We start from the raw sequence: 18,994 nt of genomic DNA, 5'->3' as shown, positions 1-18,994 counted from the left end.
TCCTACGCCTTGGGGCTGTCCTCCGTCTGTTCGGTGGCGTCCGCGTCGGCCTGGGCCGGTACGGTCGCGGGCTCCTCGGCGGGGGCCTCGACCTTCGCCGGCTCCTCGGCGGGGGCCTCGGCCTTCGCCGGCTCCTCGGCGGGGGCCTCGGCCTCCGCGGTCTCCACCGCCTCGGCCGCCACCGTTTCCGTGCCGGTGACCGCCTCGATGCCGGTGGCCAGGGTCTGCTTCACCGTTCCGGCCTCGATCTCGGCCGTGAAGTGGCAGGCCACCTTGTGCCCGTCGCCGGTGTCCAGCAGCGGCGGGCGCTCCGTGGCGCACTTGGTCTCCTGCACCCACGGGCAGCGGGTGTGGAACCGGCAGCCGGTCGGCGGGTTCGCCGGGGAGGGCAGGTCGCCGTGGAGGAGGATCCGCTCGCGGCGGTCCTCGACCTCGGGGTCGGGCACCGGGACCGCCGACATCAGCGCCTTGGTGTACGGGTGCCGGGGCCCCGCGTACAGCGCGTCGCTCGGGGCCTCCTCGACGAGCCCGCCGAGGTACATCACCCCGATGACGTCCGAGATGTGCCGGACCACGGCGAGGTCGTGCGCGATGACCAGGTAGGTCAGGCCCAGCGACTCCTGGAGCTCCTCCAGCAGGTTGATCACCTGCGCCTGGACCGAGACGTCCAGCGCGGACACCGGCTCGTCGCAGATGATCACGTCCGGCTCCAGCACCAGCGCGCGGGCGATGCCGATGCGCTGGCGCTGGCCGCCGGAGAACTCGTGCGGGTAGCGGGACATCGCGTTGGACGGCAGGCCGACCTTGGCGAGGATGGACTCGATCTTCTTCCGGCGCTCCGCCGCGTCCTTCCCGATGCCGTGGGCGGCCATGCCCTCGGCGAGGATGGACTCGATGTTCTGCCGGGGGTTGAGGCTGCCCAGCGGGTCCTGGAAGACCATCTGGAGGCGGCGGCGGAAGACCCGCATCTCCTCGGAGGGCAGCTTCGCCAGATCGGTGCCGTCGAAGACGACCCCGCCCTCGGTGATGTCGTTCAGCCGCAGGACCGCGCGGCCGAGCGTCGTCTTGCCGCAGCCCGACTCGCCGACCAGCCCGTACGTCTGACCGGCCTCGACGCTCAGCGAGACGCCGTCGACCGCGTAGACGTGGCCCACCGTACGGTCGAAGAGGAGGCCCTTCTTGACCGGGAAGTGGACTTTGACGCCGTCCAGTTCGAGAAGGCTCATGCCGGGACCTCCGCCTTGGGCAGGACCGGGTTGACGCAGCGCACCTGGTGTCCGGCCGTGCGTGGTTCGGTCAGTTCGGGAGTGCCGGTGAGGCACTCCATCGTGTAGTGGTCGCACCGGGGTGCGAACGCGCAGCCGTCGGCCCAGGCGATCTTGTCGTTGATGGACCCGCGGATCGGGTGCAGCGGCTCACCGCGCGGCGCGTCCAGCCGCGGGATGGAGCCGAGCAGCCCGTGCGCGTACGGGTGGGTGGGGTGGGCGAACAGCTCGCGGCGGCCCGCCGATTCCACCGCCCGTCCCGCGTACAGGACGTTGACCTCGTCGCAGAGGCCGGCGACGACGCCGAGGTCGTGCGTGATCATCAGCAGGGCGGTGCCCTCCTGGTCGACCAGCTCCTTCAGGAGCTCCAGGATCTGGGCCTGGATGGTCACGTCCAGGGCGGTCGTCGGCTCGTCGGCGATCAGCAGCCGGGGGGCGCAGGCGACCGCCATGGCGATCAGCGCCCGCTGGCGCATACCGCCGGAGAGCTGGTGCGGGTACTCCTTGAGCCGCCGGTCCGGGTCGGGGATGCCGACCCGGTCGAGCAGGGACGCGGCTTCCTTGCGGGCCTTCTCGCCCTTCAGCCCGCGGTGGCGCTGGAGGATCTCGGTGACCTGGATCCCGATGGGGACGACCGGGTTCAGCGAGGAGAGCGGGTCCTGGAAGATCATCGCCAGCTGGCTGCCGCGCAGGTCGCGGAGCTTGCGCTCGTTCATGGTCAGCAGGTTCTGGCCGTCGAACTCGGCACGGCCGCCGACACGCACGCCCTTGCGGGGCAGCAGCCCCATCAGGGCGAGCGAGGTGACGGACTTGCCGCAGCCCGACTCGCCGACCAGGCCCACGACCTGGCCCTGGTCGACCTCGAAGGAGACACCGTCCACGGCCGTGGCGTCCTTGCGGCCGCGGGCGGTGAAGGTGACGCTGAGTTCCTCAACGGAGAGCAGTGACATGGGACTTCAGCCTCGCAACTTCGGGTCGAGGGCTTCGCGCATGGCCTCGCCGAGCAGGGTGAAGCCGAGGGCGGTGATGATGATCCCGACGGCCGGATAGGCGGCCATCATCGGCTCGTTGTCGAAGAAGCGCTGCGCCTGGGAGAGCATCACGCCCCACTCGGGAACGGCCGGGTCGGGGTTGCCGAGGCCCAGGTAGGACAGGGCCGCGGCTTCGATGATCGCGGTGGCCAGGCTCAGCGTGGCCTGGACGATCACCGGGCTCAGCGAGTTCGGCAGGATCTGCGTGAGCACGATCCGCTTGCGCCGGATGCCGACCGCCTTCGCGGCGAGCACGTAGTCCGCACCGCCCTGCACCAGCATCGAACCGCGCAGCAGGCGGGCGAAGATGGGGATCTGGACGACACCCACGGCGATCATCACGGTGGTCAGCGACTGGCCGAGGACCGCGGCGATGGAGACCGCGAGCAGCAGCGAGGGCAGCGACAGCATGATGTCGGTGAAGCGCATGATCACGGTGTCGACGCGCTGGCCGACCTTGCCGCCGAGAGTGGCGGCGGCTCCGGAGAGCACACCGACCAGCGCGCCGACGATCAGTCCGATGAGCATGGAGACGACACCGACGAGCAGCGTCTGCCGGGCCCCGACGAGCCAGCGGGAGAACATGTCGCGGCCCAGGTGGTCCAGACCGAACCAGTTCTCGCCGCGCATGCCGACGAACTTGCCCTGGTTGGGGAAGACCTCACTGCGCCAGTTCTGCGCGGTGGCTCCGTGCGGGGCCAGCATCGGTCCGACGATCGCGACGAGGATGAACGCGGCGATGATCGCCGCGCCGATGATCGCCATCTTGCTGGAGCGCATCCGGCGGAAAGCCTCGCGCCACAGGCTGCTGCCGGTGACGGTCTCCGAGCTCTGCGTCAGCTCGGCGAGACGGTCGATCTTGTCTGCTTTGTTGGTCAGGATCGTCACGTCAGTGCACCCGCACTCTCGGGTCGATGATGCTGTACGCGAGGTCGACCAGCAGGTTGATCAGCACGTACACCATCGCGATGAAGAGAATGAACCCGACGAGGACCGGGTAGTCGCGGCCGTCGATCGCGGTACGGATGAAGGAGCCGATGCCGCCGAAGTCGAAGACGGACTCGGTGAGCACCGCACCGGAGAGCAGACTGCCGGTCAGCAGGCCGACCGCGGTGATCACGGGCAGCAGGGCGTTGCGCAGTACGTGGCGCCCGCGCACGGTCCTCTTGTCGAGGCCCTTGGACTCGGCGGTGCGGATGTAGTCCTCGCCGAGGACCTCCAGGACGCTGGCGCGGGTCATCCGGACGATGACGGCGAGCGGGATCGAGGCCAGGGCGACGGCGGGCAGGATCAAATGCATGATCGCGTCCCAGCTGGCGTCGAACTCTCCGGTCAACAAACCGTCCAGGACGGCGAATCCGGTGATGTCGGTGGCGTTGAGTCCGGTGGTGAGCCGGCCCTGGCTCGGGAACCAGCCCAGCTCCACGGAGAAGATCCCGCGCAGCAGCATGGCCAGGAAGAAGACCGGGATGCAGATGCCGAGCAGCGATCCGGAGACGGAGGCGACGTCCAGCCAGCCGCCGCGGTGCTTGGCCGCCAGGTAGCCCATCGGGATGCCCACGACCACGGCGATCAGGATCGCGGCGACGCTGAGCTCCACGGTGGCCGGGAAGCGCAGGGTGAATTCGTCCCACACCGGCTGGCCGGTCTGGGTGGAGGTTCCGAGGTCGAGCTCGAAGATGCGCTTGAGGAACCGCCAGTACTGGACGTGGACCGGCTCGTCGAGCCCGAGTGCCCTGTTGATTCTCGCTACTTCGGCTTCGGTGGCCCGCTCGCCCAGGATCGCTGAGGCGGGTCCGCCGGGCAGTCGGTTCAGCCAGAGGAACAGCAGGACCGACAGGCCGAGCAGGGTGGGAATGAGCTGGAGAAGTCTTCTTACGACGAGTCGCAGCACCCCGCATGCCCCTTTCTCACGTGCGTCGATGCGGGTCCGCCCGGCCACCTGGTTGCTGTGGCCGGGCGGACCCGCTGGTGTGCGATTACTTGAAGGAGACCTCGGCGAAGTTCTCCTGCGTCAGCGGGGAGACCTTCGGCGGGTTGACGTTCTTGGCGAACGCGATGGCCGGCGGCGACGACGAGATCGGCACGCCCGGGACGTACTCCGCGATCGCCTCGTTGGCCTTCTGGTACGCCGCGGTGCGGGCGGCCGGGTCGGTGACCTTGGAAGCGGCGTTCACGGCGTCGAAGACCTTCTGGTCCTTGAAGCCCCACTGCTTGTCCGGCCCGGCGAACCAGGTGCCGATGAAGTTGTAGCCGTCGTTGAAGTCACCGGTCCAGCCGAGCATGTGCAGGGCGCAGGAGCCCGCCTCGGTGGCGTCCAGGTAGTCCGGGGCCCACTTCATGGCCTTCGGCTTGACGGTGATGCCGGCCTTCTCCAGGTCGGCCTTCATCAGCTCGAACATGTCCTGCGGGGCAGGCATGTACGGGCGGGTGACCTCGGTCGGGTAGCAGAAGTCGATGGTGAGCTTCTCCGCACCGGCCTGCTTGAGGAGGTCCTTCGCCTTGGCGGTGTCGAACGGGTACGTCTTCACCTTGTCCGAGTAGCCGGCGACCGTGTCGGGCATGAACTGGGTCGCGACCTTGCCGCCCTCGGGCAGCTGGGTGTTGACGAGGTTCTCGCGGTCGATGGCGTGCGTGATCGCCTGACGGACCTCGGGCTTCTTCAGCGCCGGGTTCGCCGACTGGCTCATGCCGAGGTAGAAGATGTTGAAGACGTCACGGGTCGGGACCTCGTAACCCTCCTTCTCCAGCGTCGTCACATCGGCCGGCGCGACCAGGTCGTAGCCGTCGATGTCACCCGCCTGGAGCGCCTGGCGGCGGGTCTCCTCGGTGGAGATGGTGCGGAAGACCAGGTTCTTCACCTTGGCCTTGTCGCCCCAGTAGCCGTCGAAGCGCGTCAGGGAGACTTCCTTGTTCCCCTTGTTCCACTTCGTGATCTTGTACGGGCCGGTGCCGGCGACCGTGCCTGCCTCCTGGCTGTACTTGGGGTACGTGATCGCGTCGCCCTTGGCGGTCGCGTCCTGCTTCTCGTACTCCTTGATGGCCTTCGGCGAGTGGATCGCCAGCGCCTGGAGGGAGAACCCGCCCGGCAGGTTCGCCGAGGGCTCGTTCACCTCGATGACGGCCGTGTTGTCGTCCTTGGCGGTGCAGGACTTGTAGTTGGGCTTGGGCGCCTCGGCGTCCTCGTTCTTCGCGAACCCGCCCATGATGGTCTGCCAGTAGTAGGAGACCGCGCTGGACTGGTACGTGCCCTTCCAGTTGAACCAGTGGTCGTAGTTCGCACAGACCGCGGCGGCGTTGAGCGCCTCGCCGTCGTGGAACTTCACGCCCTGGCGCAGGTTGAACGTCCAGACCTTGCCGGCCGGGTCGCTCGACCACTTCTCGGCGAGGCCGCCGACGAGCTTGCTACCACCGGGCTCGTGCTCCAGGAGCGCCTCGAAGGCCTGACGGGTGACGCGGAACGTCTCGCCGTCGCTCGCGAGGGCCGGGTCGAGGGAACCGGGGTCACCGGCTCCGGCGAAGACGAAGGTGTCCTTTTCGCCCCCCTTGGAGCCGCCCTCGTCCCGCTCGCTGGAACAGCCCGTGGCGATCAGAGCGACAGCGACCGCTGTCGTGACCGCCCGGACAGCCCGGGACTTGAATATGCGCATGGGTCCACCCCTGGTTCGCCATGTGGTGAGGTTTGATGGCCGCACACTACAGACGGTGCCTGCCGCAAGAGAACAGTCCGGATAGCGGTGAGACCTAGTCGAGACCCGGACAGTTAACAAACCGTCCAGTTCCGGGACATCCTCACGCGGGCGGTTAACAAGCCGGACATGGAGGGGTGTTCGACGGAGGGTGACCGGAGGCGGAGGGCAGCGCCCGACCGCTCCACCCGCTCGGCGCAGTTCAGCGGGGCTGGGGCGGGTAGCCGTATCCGGGGGCGGCGAGAGGCGGCGGGCCGGCGGGGGCGTGCGCCTCGCGGTCGTAGAAGGGGCGGGCGTTCGCGCGCAGCCACATGCCGACCGGGTCGTACTCGTCGGACAGGGCGACGGTGGAGACGGGCAGCCCCTCGGGGACCGCGCCGACCGACTGCCGCATCATCTCCCGCACCGATTCGACGGAGGCGCGGCCGGTGTCGTAGAGGTCGAGGCCGATCGCGAGATACGGGACGCCGACCGCGGGGTGCACCCAGGCGCGGCGCAGCGAGCGGATCGCGGGGGTGCGGTGGGCGTTCTGGGTGAGCAGGGCGTAGAACTGCGGGAGTTCGATGGCGGGGTCGGAGAGCCGGAGCGGTCCGGCGGGCAGCCGGTCCAGGCCGGTGGCGATGCGCCGCAGGTCGAGCCAGGGAATGCCGACGCCGCCGCCGGGGGCGTGCGGATTGAGCCAGATGCCCCAGCGGTCGGGGAACAGGGCGCGGGCGATGTCGCGTCCGGTGACCAGCTCGTGGGCCCGGTTCCAGCCACTGGCGGAGAGCTCCTGGGCGGAGGTGACGCAGGGGGCGTAGCCCAGGCCGTCGATCTCCATGTTCCCGTACTGGGCGTCCGGTGAGCCGGCCGTGCCGTGCCAGAGCAGCATCCAGACCCGGCCCTCGGCTACCGCGGCGAGCAGCGCCTCGTAGGCGTCGTAACGCCCCGGGGTCACCTGGCGCAGCATGTGCTCGACCTTCCCCGAGGCACTCGACTCCGCTCGATCGGGGAAGGCCCCACTGGCCGCCGCGGTGCCTGACGCACTCACCCTGGGTTCCGCCCCTCGTCGATCCGTCGCGTTCGCGCCACCGCTCCCGGGCACACGGGAGCGACCACGCCATCAAACCAGCTTATGCGCCGATTCTGGCACCGACTTGACGCCCTGGTCCGGCGGTGCCCGGTCCCGTCGCCGTCAGTGGTCCTCGCGGCGGTGGATCAGTGGCCCTCGCGCCGGTAGAACGGGCGCACTTTCTCCCGCATCCAGTCGCCGACGAGGTCCTCCGCCACATCCAGCAGGACCAGGTTGACCGGCCAGGGCACCTGGACCCGGCCGAGCGCGCGGCCGATGGCGTCCATGGGCGCGCTCTGTCCCGCGCCGTCCCAGGTGACGAACTCGACGCCGACGAAGAGGACCGGGTCGCCGCCCTCGATGCTGGCCAGCGCCCGGCGTGCGGTGCTCACCACTCCGGTGGCCCCGAACTCCTCGGAGACCGCGGTGAGGAAGTCGACCGGGTCGTGCTGCCAGTCCGGCTCGAACAGCCGGACCCGGCCGCCGGTGGCGGGCCCGTCCAGGGCGGTGCGGCCGGCCCGGCAGAGCTCGGCGACGGCGGGCGGCGGAAGCGGTATGCCGACCGCGCCGCCCGGATTGACGGCGATGCCGACCTGTGGGGGCAGGCCCCGGGCGAAGTCGCGGGCGGGCGCGACGGTGAAGGACATGTGGCTGCCGACGCAGCTGAGGAACTGGGCCTCGGAGCTGAAGACGGGGACGAAGGCCGCGCCGTCGATCTCCATCATCGGCAGGTCGAGGTCCGCGCTGGCGGGGGTGCCGCCGTTCGGCAGCGGCACCCAGACGGAGCTGCGGCCGAGCACCTCGACGAGGCGGCCGCCCGCGTCGGGGACGCCGAGCGAGGCCGTCAGCACCTCTTCGAGCTCGTTGGCGGGCCACCCCTGCTGGGGGTGTGCCGGTGCGGGTGCCGGAATGTCCACTGCCTCTGTGCCCTCTCTCCACCGCCTCGGCCGCGCCCGGCGGCCTCTGCTCCGGCCAGCACCTTAACGGTCAGCGGGCGGTGGAAGCCTCGTCGGCCGTGAAGGAGATCCGGCCGAGCGCTCCCGCGGCCTCGCGGTCCAGCAGCACCGCGGAGGTGCAGCCGGCGGGCAGCAGCCCCTGTTCGGTGTCGCGGAGCAGCCGGGCGACCGCGTGCCGGTGGCGGGCGAAGGCGTAGCCGGAGACGCCGCGCCCACGCTCGCGCTGTCCCTGCCGCGCCACCTCGGGTGTCACGTCGAGCAGGATCAGATGGAGGGTGCGGCCCCGGCTCTCGGCGTGCCGGGCGAGCCAGCGGCGTACCCAGGTCTGGGTGCCGCAGTCGTGCACGACGACGGATTCACCGGAGCGCAGGGCGCTCCAGAGGCCGAGGTAGTGCGCGGCGCGGACCAGGGGGCGGTAGAGGGCGTAGGGCAGTAAACGGGGCAGGGCGGCGGCCCAGCTGTCGCGGGTGTTCTGGGAGTCGATGGCGCGGCCCTGCGCGGCCCGCCGGATGAGGGTCGACTTCCCGCTGCCGGGGAGCCCGGAGACCACGACGACGTCACCGGCGGTGAGGTCGAGGCTGTACGGGCCGCAGGCGGTGCGCCCGCGCAGGTCGCGTACCACCGGAGCGCCTCCCGTCAGCAGCTCCCGCGCGGGAGCGCCGGGCTGTGCGGGCATCGCGCCGTGCGCGACCCCCGCGGTCGGTGCCGACCGCTGCAACGTCATCGCCCATCCCCCTGCCGTCGTGTCCCCCACGCCTGCCCCTGAAGTGTAAAGAAAAGGCAATGAGGCACAACCGTGTCAGGGCCTGTTGTAGCCGTATTCACCTGCGTGGGGACCGGGCCCCCCACTCTCCCCCAATGCATGCGATGATGACCCCGCCAACTGCATACCGGCCGTTCGAATCCGCGCGGGAGAGTTCCGGCCACAGTGTGAGCCGGGCGCCGAAGGAGCAAGATCCTCCCTTGAATCTCTCAGGCCCCGTACCGCGTGGATGAGGCAGATCTGAAAAGCGAGCCGTTCCGCGGCTCCACCCAAGGTGCAAGCCGAGCCCCCTGATCCGGGGCGCCCTCCAGGGGCATACCCCGTCGGGGGCTATCGGCGAACCTCTCAGGTTCCGATGACAGATGGGGAGGATTCGTCCTGACGTCGTCATGCCCTGGAGCCGTATCCATGAGCACTGCCCCCCGTCTTACCGCCCTCGACGCACTGCACCGCTCGCTCGGCGCCACCATGACCGACTTCGCGGGCTGGGACATGCCCCTGCGGTACGCCAGTGAGCGCGACGAGCACAACGCCGTACGCACCCGGGCCGGACTCTTCGACCTGTCGCACATGGGCGAGATCACCGTCACCGGGCCCGGGGCCGCCGCCTTCCTGAGCTACGCGCTGGTGGGCAACATCGCCACCGTCGGCAACGGCCGGGCCCGCTACACGATGATCGTCCAGGAGGACGGCGGGATCGTGGACGACCTGATCGTCTACCGCCTGGGCGAGACCGAGGCCCCCGAATACATGGTCGTCGCCAACGCGGGCAACGCGCAGATCGTCCTGGACGCGCTGACCGCCCGGGTCGGCGGCTTCGACGCCGAGGTGCGCGACGACCGGGACGCGTACGCGCTGCTCGCGGTCCAGGGGCCCGAGTCGCCCGCCATCATGAAGGCCGTCACCGACGCCGACCTGGACGGGCTGAAGTACTACGCGGGCCTGCCGGGCACGGTCGCCGGGGTCCCGGCGCTCATCGCCCGTACCGGCTACACCGGCGAGGACGGCTTCGAGCTGTTCGTGGCGCCCGAGCACGCCGAGCAGCTGTGGCGGGCGCTGACCGAGGCCGGCTCCCCGCACGGCCTGATCCCCTGCGGGCTCTCCTGCCGGGACACGCTGCGCCTGGAGGCGGGCATGCCGCTGTACGGGCACGAGCTGACGACCGCGCTCACCCCGTTCGACGCGGGTCTGGGCCGGGTCGTGAAGTTCGAGAAGGAGGGCGACTTCGTCGGGCGCGAGGCCCTGACCGCCGCCGCCGAGCGCGCCGAGACCGCCCCGCCGCGCAAGCTGGTGGGCCTGATCGCCGAGGGCCGCCGGGTCCCGCGCGCCGGTTTCCCGGTCGTCGCCGACGGCAAGGTGATCGGCGAGGTCACCTCCGGCGCCCCGTCCCCGACGCTGGGCAAGCCGATCGCCATGGCCTACGTGGACGCGGCCTTCGCGGCCCCGGGCACCGAGGGCGTGGGCGTGGACATCCGCGGCACGCACGAGCCGTACGAGGTCGTCGCGCTGCCGTTCTACAAGCGCCAGAAGTGACGTCCCGGGAGAATCCGGGCCTTCTCACCGCGTGCGGGCATCACGCTCACCGCGTGCGGGCGTCACGCGAGTGACGTACCTCCGTCTCACACCGTAAGACCACCGTTCATCAGCACTCCCCCGCGTACAGGAGAATTCAGGTCATGAGCAACCCCCAGCAGCTGCGGTACAGCAAGGAGCACGAGTGGCTGTCGGCCCTCGAGGACGGCGTGGCCACCATCGGCATCACGGAGTACGCGGCCAACGCGCTCGGTGACGTCGTCTACGCCCAGCTTCCGGAGGTCGGCGACACGGTGACCGCGGGCGAGACCTGCGGCGAACTGGAGTCGACCAAGTCCGTCAGCGATCTGTACTCGCCGGTGACCGGTGAGGTGACGGCGGCCAACCAGGACGTCGTGGACGACCCCTCGCTGGTGAACTCCGCTCCCTTCGAGGGCGGCTGGCTGTTCAAGGTGCGCGTCGCGGAGGAGCCGGCCGATCTGCTCTCCGCCGACGAGTACACCGCGTTCTCCGGCAACTGAGACCTTAAGGGACCCCCTGATGTCGCTTCTGAACTCCTCCCTCCACGAGCTGGACCCGGACGTCGCCGCCGCCGTCGACGCCGAGCTCCACCGTCAGCAGTCCACCCTCGAAATGATCGCCTCGGAGAACTTCGCTCCGGTCGCCGTCATGGAGGCACAGGGCTCCGTCCTCACCAACAAGTACGCCGAGGGCTACCCGGGCCGCCGCTACTACGGCGGCTGTGAGCACGTCGACGTCGTCGAGCAGATCGCGATCGACCGGATCAAGGCCCTGTTCGGCGCCGAGGCCGCGAACGTGCAGCCGCACTCCGGCGCCCAGGCGAACGCCGCCGCGATGTTCGCGCTGCTGAAGCCGGGCGACACGATCATGGGCCTGAACCTGGCCCACGGCGGTCACCTGACCCACGGCATGAAGATCAACTTCTCCGGCAAGCTCTACAACGTGGTCCCGTACCACGTCGACGAGAGCGGCATCGTGGACATGGAGGAGGTCGAGCGCCTCGCCAAGGAGTCCCAGCCGAAGCTGATCGTGGCCGGCTGGTCCGCCTACCCGCGCCAGCTGGACTTCGCCGCCTTCCGCCGCATCGCGGACGAGGTCGGCGCGTACCTGATGGTCGACATGGCGCACTTCGCGGGCCTGGTCGCGGCCGGTCTGCACCCCAACCCGGTGCCGCACGCCCATGTCGTCACCACCACCACGCACAAGACCCTCGGCGGTCCGCGCGGCGGCGTGATCCTCTCCACCCAGGAGCTCGCCAAGAAGATCAACTCCGCGGTCTTCCCGGGCCAGCAGGGCGGCCCGTTGGAGCACGTGATCGCGGCCAAGGCGGTCTCGTTCAAGATCGCGGCGGGCGAGGAGTTCAAGGAGCGCCAGCAGCGCACCCTGGACGGCGCGCGGATCCTGGCCGAGCGCCTGGTCCAGCCGGACGTCACCGAGGTGGGCGTATCCGTCCTCTCCGGCGGCACCGACGTGCACCTGGTCCTGGTCGACCTGCGCAACTCGGAGCTGGACGGCCAGCAGGCCGAGGACCGGCTCCACGAGCTGGGCATCACGGTCAACCGGAACGCCATCCCCAACGACCCGCGCCCCCCGATGGTCACCTCGGGCCTGCGGATCGGCACCCCGGCGCTGGCCACCCGCGGCTTCGGCGTCGAGGACTTCACGGAGGTCGCGGAGATCATCGCCGCCGCCCTCAAGCCGTCCTACGACGCGGACGACCTCAAGGCCCGCGTGGTCGCGCTGGCCGAGAAGTTCCCGCTGTACCCCGGCCTCAAGTAACACCTGGCCTGCGGTTCCGCACGTTCGGACGGGGCACCGCGCACACTGAGGAGAGTGAGCGCGGTGCCCCGACCCGTGTCCCCCGCTCCACCGTTTGCCTCGCTTGACCCGCTTGACCCGCTCGACCTGCTTGACCCGCTTGACCTGCTTGACCCGCCTGACCCGCTTGACCCGCCTGACCCGCCTGACCCGCTTGACCTGCTGACCCGCGGGCCCCACCCCGGCCCGTTCCGCACCACCCGGCCCGTTCCCGCACCACCCAGGCAGACAACGGCGTCTTCCAACCCCAAGGAGTACTCCCGTGGCCATCTCGGTCTTCGACCTCTTCTCGGTCGGCATCGGCCCGTCCAGCTCCCACACGGTGGGCCCGATGCGCGCCGCCCGGATGTTCGCGCGCCGCCTCAAGAACGAGGGCCTGCTCGCACACACCGCCTCGATACGGGCCGAGCTGTACGGTTCCCTCGGTGCGACCGGCCACGGGCACGGCACGCCCAAGGCGGTCCTGCTCGGCCTGGAGGGCGAGTCGCCCCAGACCGTGGACGTGGAGTCCGCCGACGGCCGGGTCGAGGAGATCCGCGGCAGCGGCAGGATCAACCTGCTGGGCATGCACGAGATCCCGTTCGACTTCGACGCGGACCTGGTCCTGCACCGCCGCAAGGCACTCCCGTACCACGCCAACGGCATGACGATCCTCGCGTACGACGCCGAGGGCGCCCCGGTCCTGGAGAAGACCTACTACTCGGTCGGCGGCGGCTTCGTCGTCGACGAGGACGCGGTGGCCGGGGAGAACCCGATCGTCCCGGACGACACGGTCCTCAAACACCCCTTCCGCACCGGCGACGAACTGCTGCGGTTCTCCCGGGAGACCGGTCTCTCGATCTCCTCGATGATGCTGGAGAACGAGCTGGCCTGGCGCACGGAGGCGGAGATCCGCTCCGGGCTGCTGGACATCTGGCGCGTCATGCAGGCCTGCGTCTCGCGCGGCATGTCCCGCGAGGGCATCCTCCCCGGCGGCCTCAAGGTCCGCCGCCGCGCCGCGAACTCGGCCCGCCAGCTGCGCGCCGAGGGCGACCCGCAGGCCCACGCCATGGAGTGGATCACTCTGTACGCGATGGCGGTCAACGAGGAGAACGCGGCGGGCGGCCGCGTGGTCACCGCCCCCACCAACGGCGCGGCGGGCATCATCCCCGCCGTCCTGCACTACTACATGAACTTCGCGGCCGGCGGCTGCACCGAGACGGAGAAGGAGGACAGCGTCGTGCGCTTCCTCCTCGCGGCCGGTGCGATCGGCATGCTGTTCAAGGAGAACGCCTCGATCTCCGGCGCCGAGGTCGGCTGCCAGGGCGAGGTCGGCTCCGCCTGCTCGATGGCGGCCGGAGCCCTGGCCGAGGTCCTCGGCGGCTCCCCCGAGCAGGTGGAGAACGCCGCCGAGATCGGCATGGAGCACAACCTGGGCCTGACCTGCGACCCGGTCGGCGGCCTCGTCCAGATCCCCTGCATCGAGCGCAACGGCATGGCGGCGGTGAAGGCGGTCACCGCGGCGCGGATGGCGCTGCGGGGCGACGGCAGCCACAAGGTCTCCCTCGACAAGGTCATCAAGACCATGAAGGAGACCGGGGCCGACATGAGCGTGAAGTACAAGGAGACGGCGCGGGGCGGGCTCGCGGTGAACATCATCGAGTGCTAGGCAGATGGGCCCTGACCAGCGCGTTCGTGTCTTTCAGCGCTGTCAGGGCCTTCCCTGCTTGCACGGCGGAAAGTCCCTGGATCGGCCCTGGGACAGACGCGAAAGTCCCTTCTCCATCGATTTGTGCGACCATCCCCGCCACATTGACGTCCGTGTGGGACGAGACGGCCACGGCGCCTTCGTGGATGAGTACGGCTCCAGCGACAGCCTTGCGAGCAGTGTCCGCTCGCCGCGTTGTCGGGATCACCCCGATACATCCAGTATCGGGGCGACCCTCCGCCTTGCGATCGCACGCACCAGACGCCGCCGGGCCCGCCCTCCGGGCGGACGGCGCTACTTTCGAAACACGCCCTAGGGAGTGTCCGCAAAGTATCGTCGTCCGCCCTCTGGGCGGGGCCCGCGGCGTCTGGTGCGTGCTCTCGCAAGGCGCCGGAGTGTCCTAGTAGCGGAGCTACTCGGGCATTTCGGCAACGCCGCGAGAGTGCGTGCCAGGCGTCGTGGGCCAGACGAGACTTTGCGGACACGACCTAGCCGTTGCCCTGCCCACCCACCACGCCTCCCCGCCGGCCCACGGCTTCGGCTCAGGATCACGGGAGCCGACGGGAGGCCGCTCGGGCGGGAGGTCAGGAAGGCAGGCCCAGCGCGTCCCAGACGACGAAGGGGTTCATGTCCTCGCAGGGGCCGATGGGGGCGGCTCCGTGGTTTCCGCGGGCGGCACGGAAGTGCACGTGGGCGTGGTTCAGCCCGTCTGCCTTGGTGCCCACGGTCGCCCAGCGGGCGCCCTTAGCGAAGGTGGTGCCGATCTTCATCTCGGACCCGTCGCGGAGGTGGCCGAGTGTCAGGCTCATGTTGACGGAGGGGAAGTAGACCTGGATCCAGCGGTGGTAGCCGCCCGCGTCGTAACCGCGCCCCACGACCCGTCCCGCGCCCCATGCGTAGATGCGGTTGCCGGTGGGGGCACCGACGTCGACGCCTTTGTGGCGCTGGTCGCCGTTGCAGCCGAACTTGTAGCCGGAGAAGAACTGGTTGTAGTTCGCGGTGGTCCTGCCGCCCTCCACACCCCACCACGTGCCTGCCGGAAGGCTCGCCTGCGCTTCAACTGACGAGACGGCGGCCGGCGTGGGCGCGGTGGGAGCGGGCGCCGCGGAGGCGCCGATGGCGGTGGTGAGCGACAGTGCGGCGACGGCCGTGGCCGTCACAGCGAGTCGGCTGACGAACGCGCCCATGACAAAACGCATGTGGGTACCCTCCGGTGAATCGAGAGGCGGATGTCGGTGTGCGGTGCTCCATGCGGGTGTGGGAGTTCCGGCGGCCCCGACACGCTGCCGCAGAGGTGCTGAGAGCTCTCTCCCGGAGTTCTTGGTACGTGGCCACCGGGGAGTCCGAACGGGGATGGTGTGGCGGTACGTAAGCGCACGTCCGGTCCGCAGGCCGAGTCACGGAGGGTGCGCGGTGCGCTCAGCCGACGACCAGTCGCAGGTTGTAGGTGTTGAGCACTTCGTTGAGGGGCTGGAAAAGGGCGCCGCAGCCGGATGAGGGGCCGCCCGAGTGGATGCCCTGGGCCTGGCCGCCACTCATGTGGGCGCCGCCCGAGTCGCCGGGGCTGCTGCAGGCGGTGGTGTTCGTGAGGCCCTCGACGACGACTCCGCCGCCGTAGTTGACCGTCCGGTTCTTCGCGATGATTTCCCCGCACCGCCAGCCGGACTTCCAGCCGGAGCGGCATACGGACGCCCCTACGGGCTGGGCTTGGGAGCCGTGCACGATGCGGACGTCGGGCCAGGTGTTGACCCAGGGTTTCAGGGTCCAGTTGCCGCTGGTGACGTCGACCTTGCCGTAGTCTCCGCGGTTGCCGAAGACGCTGCCGCTGGTCTTGCCGAGGAAGGCTCCGTTGTAGCCGTAGACCGTTCCGCCTGGGCGGGTGCAGTGGCCCGCGGTGACGAATTTCTTGCCTCCGTCCGCTCCCCGTGCGCTGAAGCCGACGGAGCAGGCTTTGCCGCCCACCGAGTAGTAGGCGCCGCCGGCGACGTTGTACTCGGGGCGCATGAGGCTGTCCACTTCGGCAACCTGGACAGTTCCGGTCCGCGCTCGTGCTTCGCTGAGGAACCGCCGAACCTCTTCCGTGGAGGTGTGGCCACGCAGTACCTCCACGACGACGCTGTTGCCCACCGTGTGGACGTACCAGCCGGTCACGGCTTGCGGGACGGTCCGTCCGTCGGCCAAGGCGTCAAGGCGGTTCTTGTCGGCGTTCAGATGTGCCAGTGAGTTCCGCACCACGCGTGGTGCGGCACCTGCGGAGGTCACTTCTCCGGCTCTGGTGGCGTCCGTGACGGCCACGACGAGCCGGCCGCTGTCGTTGTCGAACCATGCGCCGGCGTAATCCTTCCCGAGCGCTGCCTTCAGTCCCTGTTCGGTCCGGGCGGCTTCTGCCTCGCGTTCGAGCCGCTCGCCTGCCTGCTGGGGAGTCGTGCGGAGGTCCTTCGCCATGGCGTGCAACATCGGGTCCGTGACGGCCGGACCGCCGGAGTCGGCGGCGCCGGCCGTGCCGGGTATGCCGACGAGCGCTAGGGCGGCGAGTGATCCCGCGAGCAGGCGGGACACGGTGGCTGTGCGCACAGTCGTTCCTCTCTTGTCGGGCGTGTGGTCGAGCCGGGACGCAACAGGCTTGTGGTCAGTAGCCGTTCGGCCCGAGGACGTCGACGAAGAGGGGATCGGGCTGGGTACCGCCGAGGGTGACGCTCTGTGTCACGACCTTGCCGTAGTAGGCGTTGGCGTTGATGGCCTTGCCGTTGCCGATGTAGATGCCCGTGTGGTCGAGGTCGCCGCCGTAGCGGATGCCGTCACGCTTGTTGGTGTCCCAGAAGACCAGATCTCCCGGGCGTGGGGTGGCGACCTTGCGCCCCTGGTTGATCTGCCCCTGCAACCAGTAGTTGAGCTGGAGACCGCGGCCGGTGGCGTTCTTGGTGCCGTGCCAGATGGCGTTGCGGTTGAAGCACTCGCAGTCCATCACCGTCTCGCGGCAGGTCCAGCCGTACTCCAGCTTGTAGGGCACTCCCAGCCGGTTCTTCGCAGCACGGACGACCGCCGACCGCACGGCGGAGAGGGTTGCCACCTCGGTCTCGGACGCGACGGTCCGGCCGCCGCTGTCGGAGACCGTGCTCGCCGCCGCCTGGGGGACGGCGAGCCCGGACAGTGCCAGCAGCGTCACCGCTGCCAGGGACCTGTTTATTCTTCGGGACATGCTTCTCTCCTCTTCCTCGACTGCCGGCAGGCGCGTGGGTGCGTCGACCGGCAGGACCGTAGGCGCCGGGGCGGGACGTCAGAGGCCGTTCGCCGGTCCTTTGACGAGCCGACAGCCGCACGGCTGAGCCGACGCATTCAGTAGGCATGCAAGGAACCGACACCAGGTATAGGCACTTCGACCTACATCGCCCTGCGTCCGCCTCTACCGGCCGTGTTCGATCCTTGGTCACACATGTTTCAACTCAGCTCAGAAGAGCGTCTATTGACAGGATCATGTAGAGCGGCATGCTGGGCGACATGTCGCATGGTCGTGGGCGGTTCGTGGGACGGTCGGCGGAACTTGCCGTGCTGAAGGCACAGTTCGCGGCTGCTGTGGCCGGGCACAGCCGTGTGGTGCTGGTCAGCGGAGACATGGGAGTCGGCAAGTCCCGCTTGGTAGCGGAGTTCCTGGCCAACGGTGTCACCGGAAACCGGGAGGGGGCCGAGCACGGCGACCCTCTTCTCCTCCGCGGGGGATGCATACCGCGCCACGGCGAATTGCTGCCCTACGCACCGCTGTGGGAGGCAGTGGCCAGATACGGGCAGGCCCCCGCAGAGCCGGAAGCCGAGCCGGCTGTGGACGCCCTCGCACGGTATTTGAGGTCCGAAGGCGAGGAACCGGGCTTCCCGCCGGGTGAGGAGAGTGTGCCGCGTGTCGTGTCCACGGCCCAGGCGCTGGGAGACCTCTGCGTGGGCCGTCGTCTGGTTCTCGTTCTGGAGGACCTTCATTGGAGTGACCCCTCCACCCAGGCCCTGCTCACCCATCTCGTACGCACCGGCCGGCCAAGGGGTGCCTTGGTGATCGGCACGTACCGCGACGACGAACCACCGAAGGCACCGTCATCCTGTTCCTGGCCGGCGGAGCTCGAGCTGCTCGGAGCCCACCGGGTGCGTCTGACCGGTCTGGACGCGGACGCTTCCGGAGTTCTGGTTCGCGCCCTGCTCGGTCCGGACACGGCGGACACCCGGGTGGCGTCCGTCGTCGAACGTGCCGGGGGCAACCCACTGGCACTGGAACAGCTCTGTCTGTCGCCTCCGGGCCCACACCTTCCGACGACGACGCTCACGGATATTCTCACCGCCCGGGTCAACGCACTCGACGCACAGGTGCGGGCGGTGGTGAATGCCGTCGCGGTGGCGGGAGGGCAGATGAGTCATGCTCTGCTTTCCCTGGTGACGGGCGTGGAGGAGCGGGCACTGCTGGCGGCGTTGCACCGTGCAGGCCGGCATCACCTCATCCGGCCGCAGCCCGGCAGCGGTGACTACGCATTGCGCCATCCACTGATGGGCGAGGTGCTGTACAGCACGATGCTGGCCGGAGACCGGCAGAGACAGCATCGGGCGCTCGCCACGACGCTCGTCTCGCATCCGCATCTGTCCCCGCAGCACGGCTTCGGACTGTGGGCACAGGCGGCTCATCACTTCGACGCGGCGCAGGAACGCGAATCCGCGCTCGCTGCGCATCTGCGTGCCGGCCTCGCCGCCCACGACGTATCAGCGGTGTCCGAGGCGCGGCATCACTTCGCGCGGGCCGAGACCCTGTGGTCGGACCTGGCAACCGTCGACATGTCCTTGCCGGTGGACCGCGACTCGCTGCGCATGCACTTGGCGGAGGTCTCCTACCTCGACGGTGACGCGACGGCGGCCGTCACCTGGATACGGCGCGTGCTGGACGTCGTCGACGCAGGACGCTCGCCGGTGCGCGCCGCGGTGCTGTACGAGCGGCTCGGCCGGTACCTGTGGGCAGCGGGATGTTCCAGCGACGAGATGCTCGGCGCGTGTCGGGAGGCCGTGCGGCATGCCCCCAGCTGGGCGCCGCGCGAGCGCGCCCAGGCGCTCGCCTCGATGGCGCAGGCCCTCATGCTGGCCACGAGGTTCACTGAGGCCGACGCCTACTGCCGCGACGCCCTGCGCGTCGCGGAGTCCTCCGGGAACCATCG

Annotated in this window: 16 protein-coding genes and 1 riboswitch; of the genes, 5 read left to right on the top strand and 11 right to left on the bottom strand. The window is 69.7% G+C overall.

The window, feature by feature from the left end; genetic code table 11:
* Window positions 1–2: 2 nt before the first annotated feature.
* From ACIQRW_RS37270 to ACIQRW_RS37235, 8 genes are all read right to left on the bottom strand, one after another.
* Window positions 3–1,226, bottom strand: a complete 1,224-nt coding sequence (locus ACIQRW_RS37270) for an ABC transporter ATP-binding protein (protein WP_403769535.1) — start codon at window positions 1,224–1,226, stop codon at window positions 3–5.
* On the bottom strand, window positions 1,223–2,215 hold the full coding sequence (locus ACIQRW_RS37265) for an ABC transporter ATP-binding protein (protein WP_050362362.1): 993 nt from the start codon (window positions 2,213–2,215) through the stop codon (window positions 1,223–1,225). The genes ACIQRW_RS37270 and ACIQRW_RS37265 overlap by 4 nt, the downstream gene beginning before the upstream one ends.
* Before the next feature lie 6 nt (window positions 2,216–2,221).
* Window positions 2,222–3,184: an ABC transporter permease gene (locus ACIQRW_RS37260; RefSeq protein WP_403769532.1), complete on the bottom strand. Its 963-nt coding sequence runs from the start codon at window positions 3,182–3,184 to the stop codon at window positions 2,222–2,224.
* Between the two features lies 1 nt (window position 3,185).
* Window positions 3,186–4,190 (bottom strand): ABC transporter permease, encoded by a 1,005-nt coding sequence (locus tag ACIQRW_RS37255; protein ID WP_097868514.1) that lies wholly within the window; start codon window positions 4,188–4,190, stop codon window positions 3,186–3,188.
* A gap of 85 nt (window positions 4,191–4,275) precedes the next feature.
* Window positions 4,276–5,946, bottom strand: coding sequence for an ABC transporter substrate-binding protein (locus ACIQRW_RS37250; RefSeq protein WP_403769528.1), 1,671 nt, complete (start codon window positions 5,944–5,946; stop codon window positions 4,276–4,278).
* A gap of 241 nt (window positions 5,947–6,187) precedes the next feature.
* Complete coding sequence (locus ACIQRW_RS37245; protein WP_403769525.1) at window positions 6,188–7,015, bottom strand: enhanced serine sensitivity protein SseB C-terminal domain-containing protein; 828 nt, start codon at window positions 7,013–7,015, stop codon at window positions 6,188–6,190.
* Between the two features lie 167 nt (window positions 7,016–7,182).
* Window positions 7,183–7,953 carry an enhanced serine sensitivity protein SseB gene (locus ACIQRW_RS37240; RefSeq protein ID WP_403769523.1) on the bottom strand — a complete coding sequence of 257 codons (771 nt, stop codon included), beginning with the start codon at window positions 7,951–7,953 and terminating at the stop codon, window positions 7,183–7,185.
* A 70-nt stretch (window positions 7,954–8,023) separates the two neighbouring features.
* Complete coding sequence (locus tag ACIQRW_RS37235; RefSeq protein ID WP_403769520.1) at window positions 8,024–8,716, bottom strand: AAA family ATPase; 693 nt, start codon at window positions 8,714–8,716, stop codon at window positions 8,024–8,026.
* 175 nt (window positions 8,717–8,891) lie between these two features.
* A riboswitch (glycine riboswitch) is annotated at window positions 8,892–8,989 on the top strand.
* Window positions 8,990–9,163: 174 nt separating this feature from the next.
* Between ACIQRW_RS37235 and gcvT the strand changes: the two genes are divergently transcribed.
* From gcvT to ACIQRW_RS37215, 4 genes are all read left to right on the top strand, one after another.
* A complete protein-coding gene (gcvT, locus tag ACIQRW_RS37230) occupies window positions 9,164–10,288 on the top strand; it encodes a glycine cleavage system aminomethyltransferase GcvT (protein ID WP_403769517.1) in 1,125 nt (374 codons plus the stop codon).
* Window positions 10,289–10,431: 143 nt separating this feature from the next.
* Window positions 10,432–10,809, top strand: a complete 378-nt coding sequence (gene gcvH / locus ACIQRW_RS37225; RefSeq protein WP_010060008.1) for a glycine cleavage system protein GcvH — start codon at window positions 10,432–10,434, stop codon at window positions 10,807–10,809.
* 19 nt (window positions 10,810–10,828) lie between these two features.
* Window positions 10,829–12,088, top strand: coding sequence for a serine hydroxymethyltransferase (gene glyA / locus ACIQRW_RS37220; RefSeq protein WP_018959977.1), 1,260 nt, complete (start codon window positions 10,829–10,831; stop codon window positions 12,086–12,088).
* A 301-nt stretch (window positions 12,089–12,389) separates the two neighbouring features.
* Complete coding sequence (locus tag ACIQRW_RS37215; protein WP_403769514.1) at window positions 12,390–13,775, top strand: L-serine ammonia-lyase; 1,386 nt, start codon at window positions 12,390–12,392, stop codon at window positions 13,773–13,775.
* 623 nt (window positions 13,776–14,398) lie between these two features.
* Here ACIQRW_RS37215 and ACIQRW_RS37210 read toward each other — a convergent pair.
* The 3 genes from ACIQRW_RS37210 to ACIQRW_RS37200 all read right to left on the bottom strand — a co-directional run bounded on the left by ACIQRW_RS37210 (window position 14,399) and on the right by ACIQRW_RS37200 (window position 17,013).
* A complete protein-coding gene (locus tag ACIQRW_RS37210) occupies window positions 14,399–15,013 on the bottom strand; it encodes a M23 family metallopeptidase (protein ID WP_403769511.1) in 615 nt (204 codons plus the stop codon).
* Window positions 15,014–15,233: 220 nt separating this feature from the next.
* Window positions 15,234–16,388 carry a S1 family peptidase gene (locus ACIQRW_RS37205; RefSeq protein ID WP_403769508.1) on the bottom strand — a complete coding sequence of 385 codons (1,155 nt, stop codon included), beginning with the start codon at window positions 16,386–16,388 and terminating at the stop codon, window positions 15,234–15,236.
* A 55-nt stretch (window positions 16,389–16,443) separates the two neighbouring features.
* Window positions 16,444–17,013, bottom strand: a complete 570-nt coding sequence (locus tag ACIQRW_RS37200; RefSeq protein WP_403769505.1) for a C40 family peptidase — start codon at window positions 17,011–17,013, stop codon at window positions 16,444–16,446.
* Between the two features lie 287 nt (window positions 17,014–17,300).
* On the opposite strand from ACIQRW_RS37200, the gene ACIQRW_RS37195 reads away from it, so the two are divergent.
* The coding region (locus ACIQRW_RS37195) for an ATP-binding protein (protein WP_403769502.1) at window positions 17,301–18,994 on the top strand (1,694 nt) is incomplete at its 3' end.

Source organism: Streptomyces sp. NPDC091287 (assembly GCF_044768525.1).
Lineage (GTDB): Bacteria > Actinomycetota > Actinomycetes > Streptomycetales > Streptomycetaceae > Streptomyces.
Note: the sequence above shows the minus strand (reverse complement) of the source record. Positions and strands in the feature narration are given on the sequence as shown.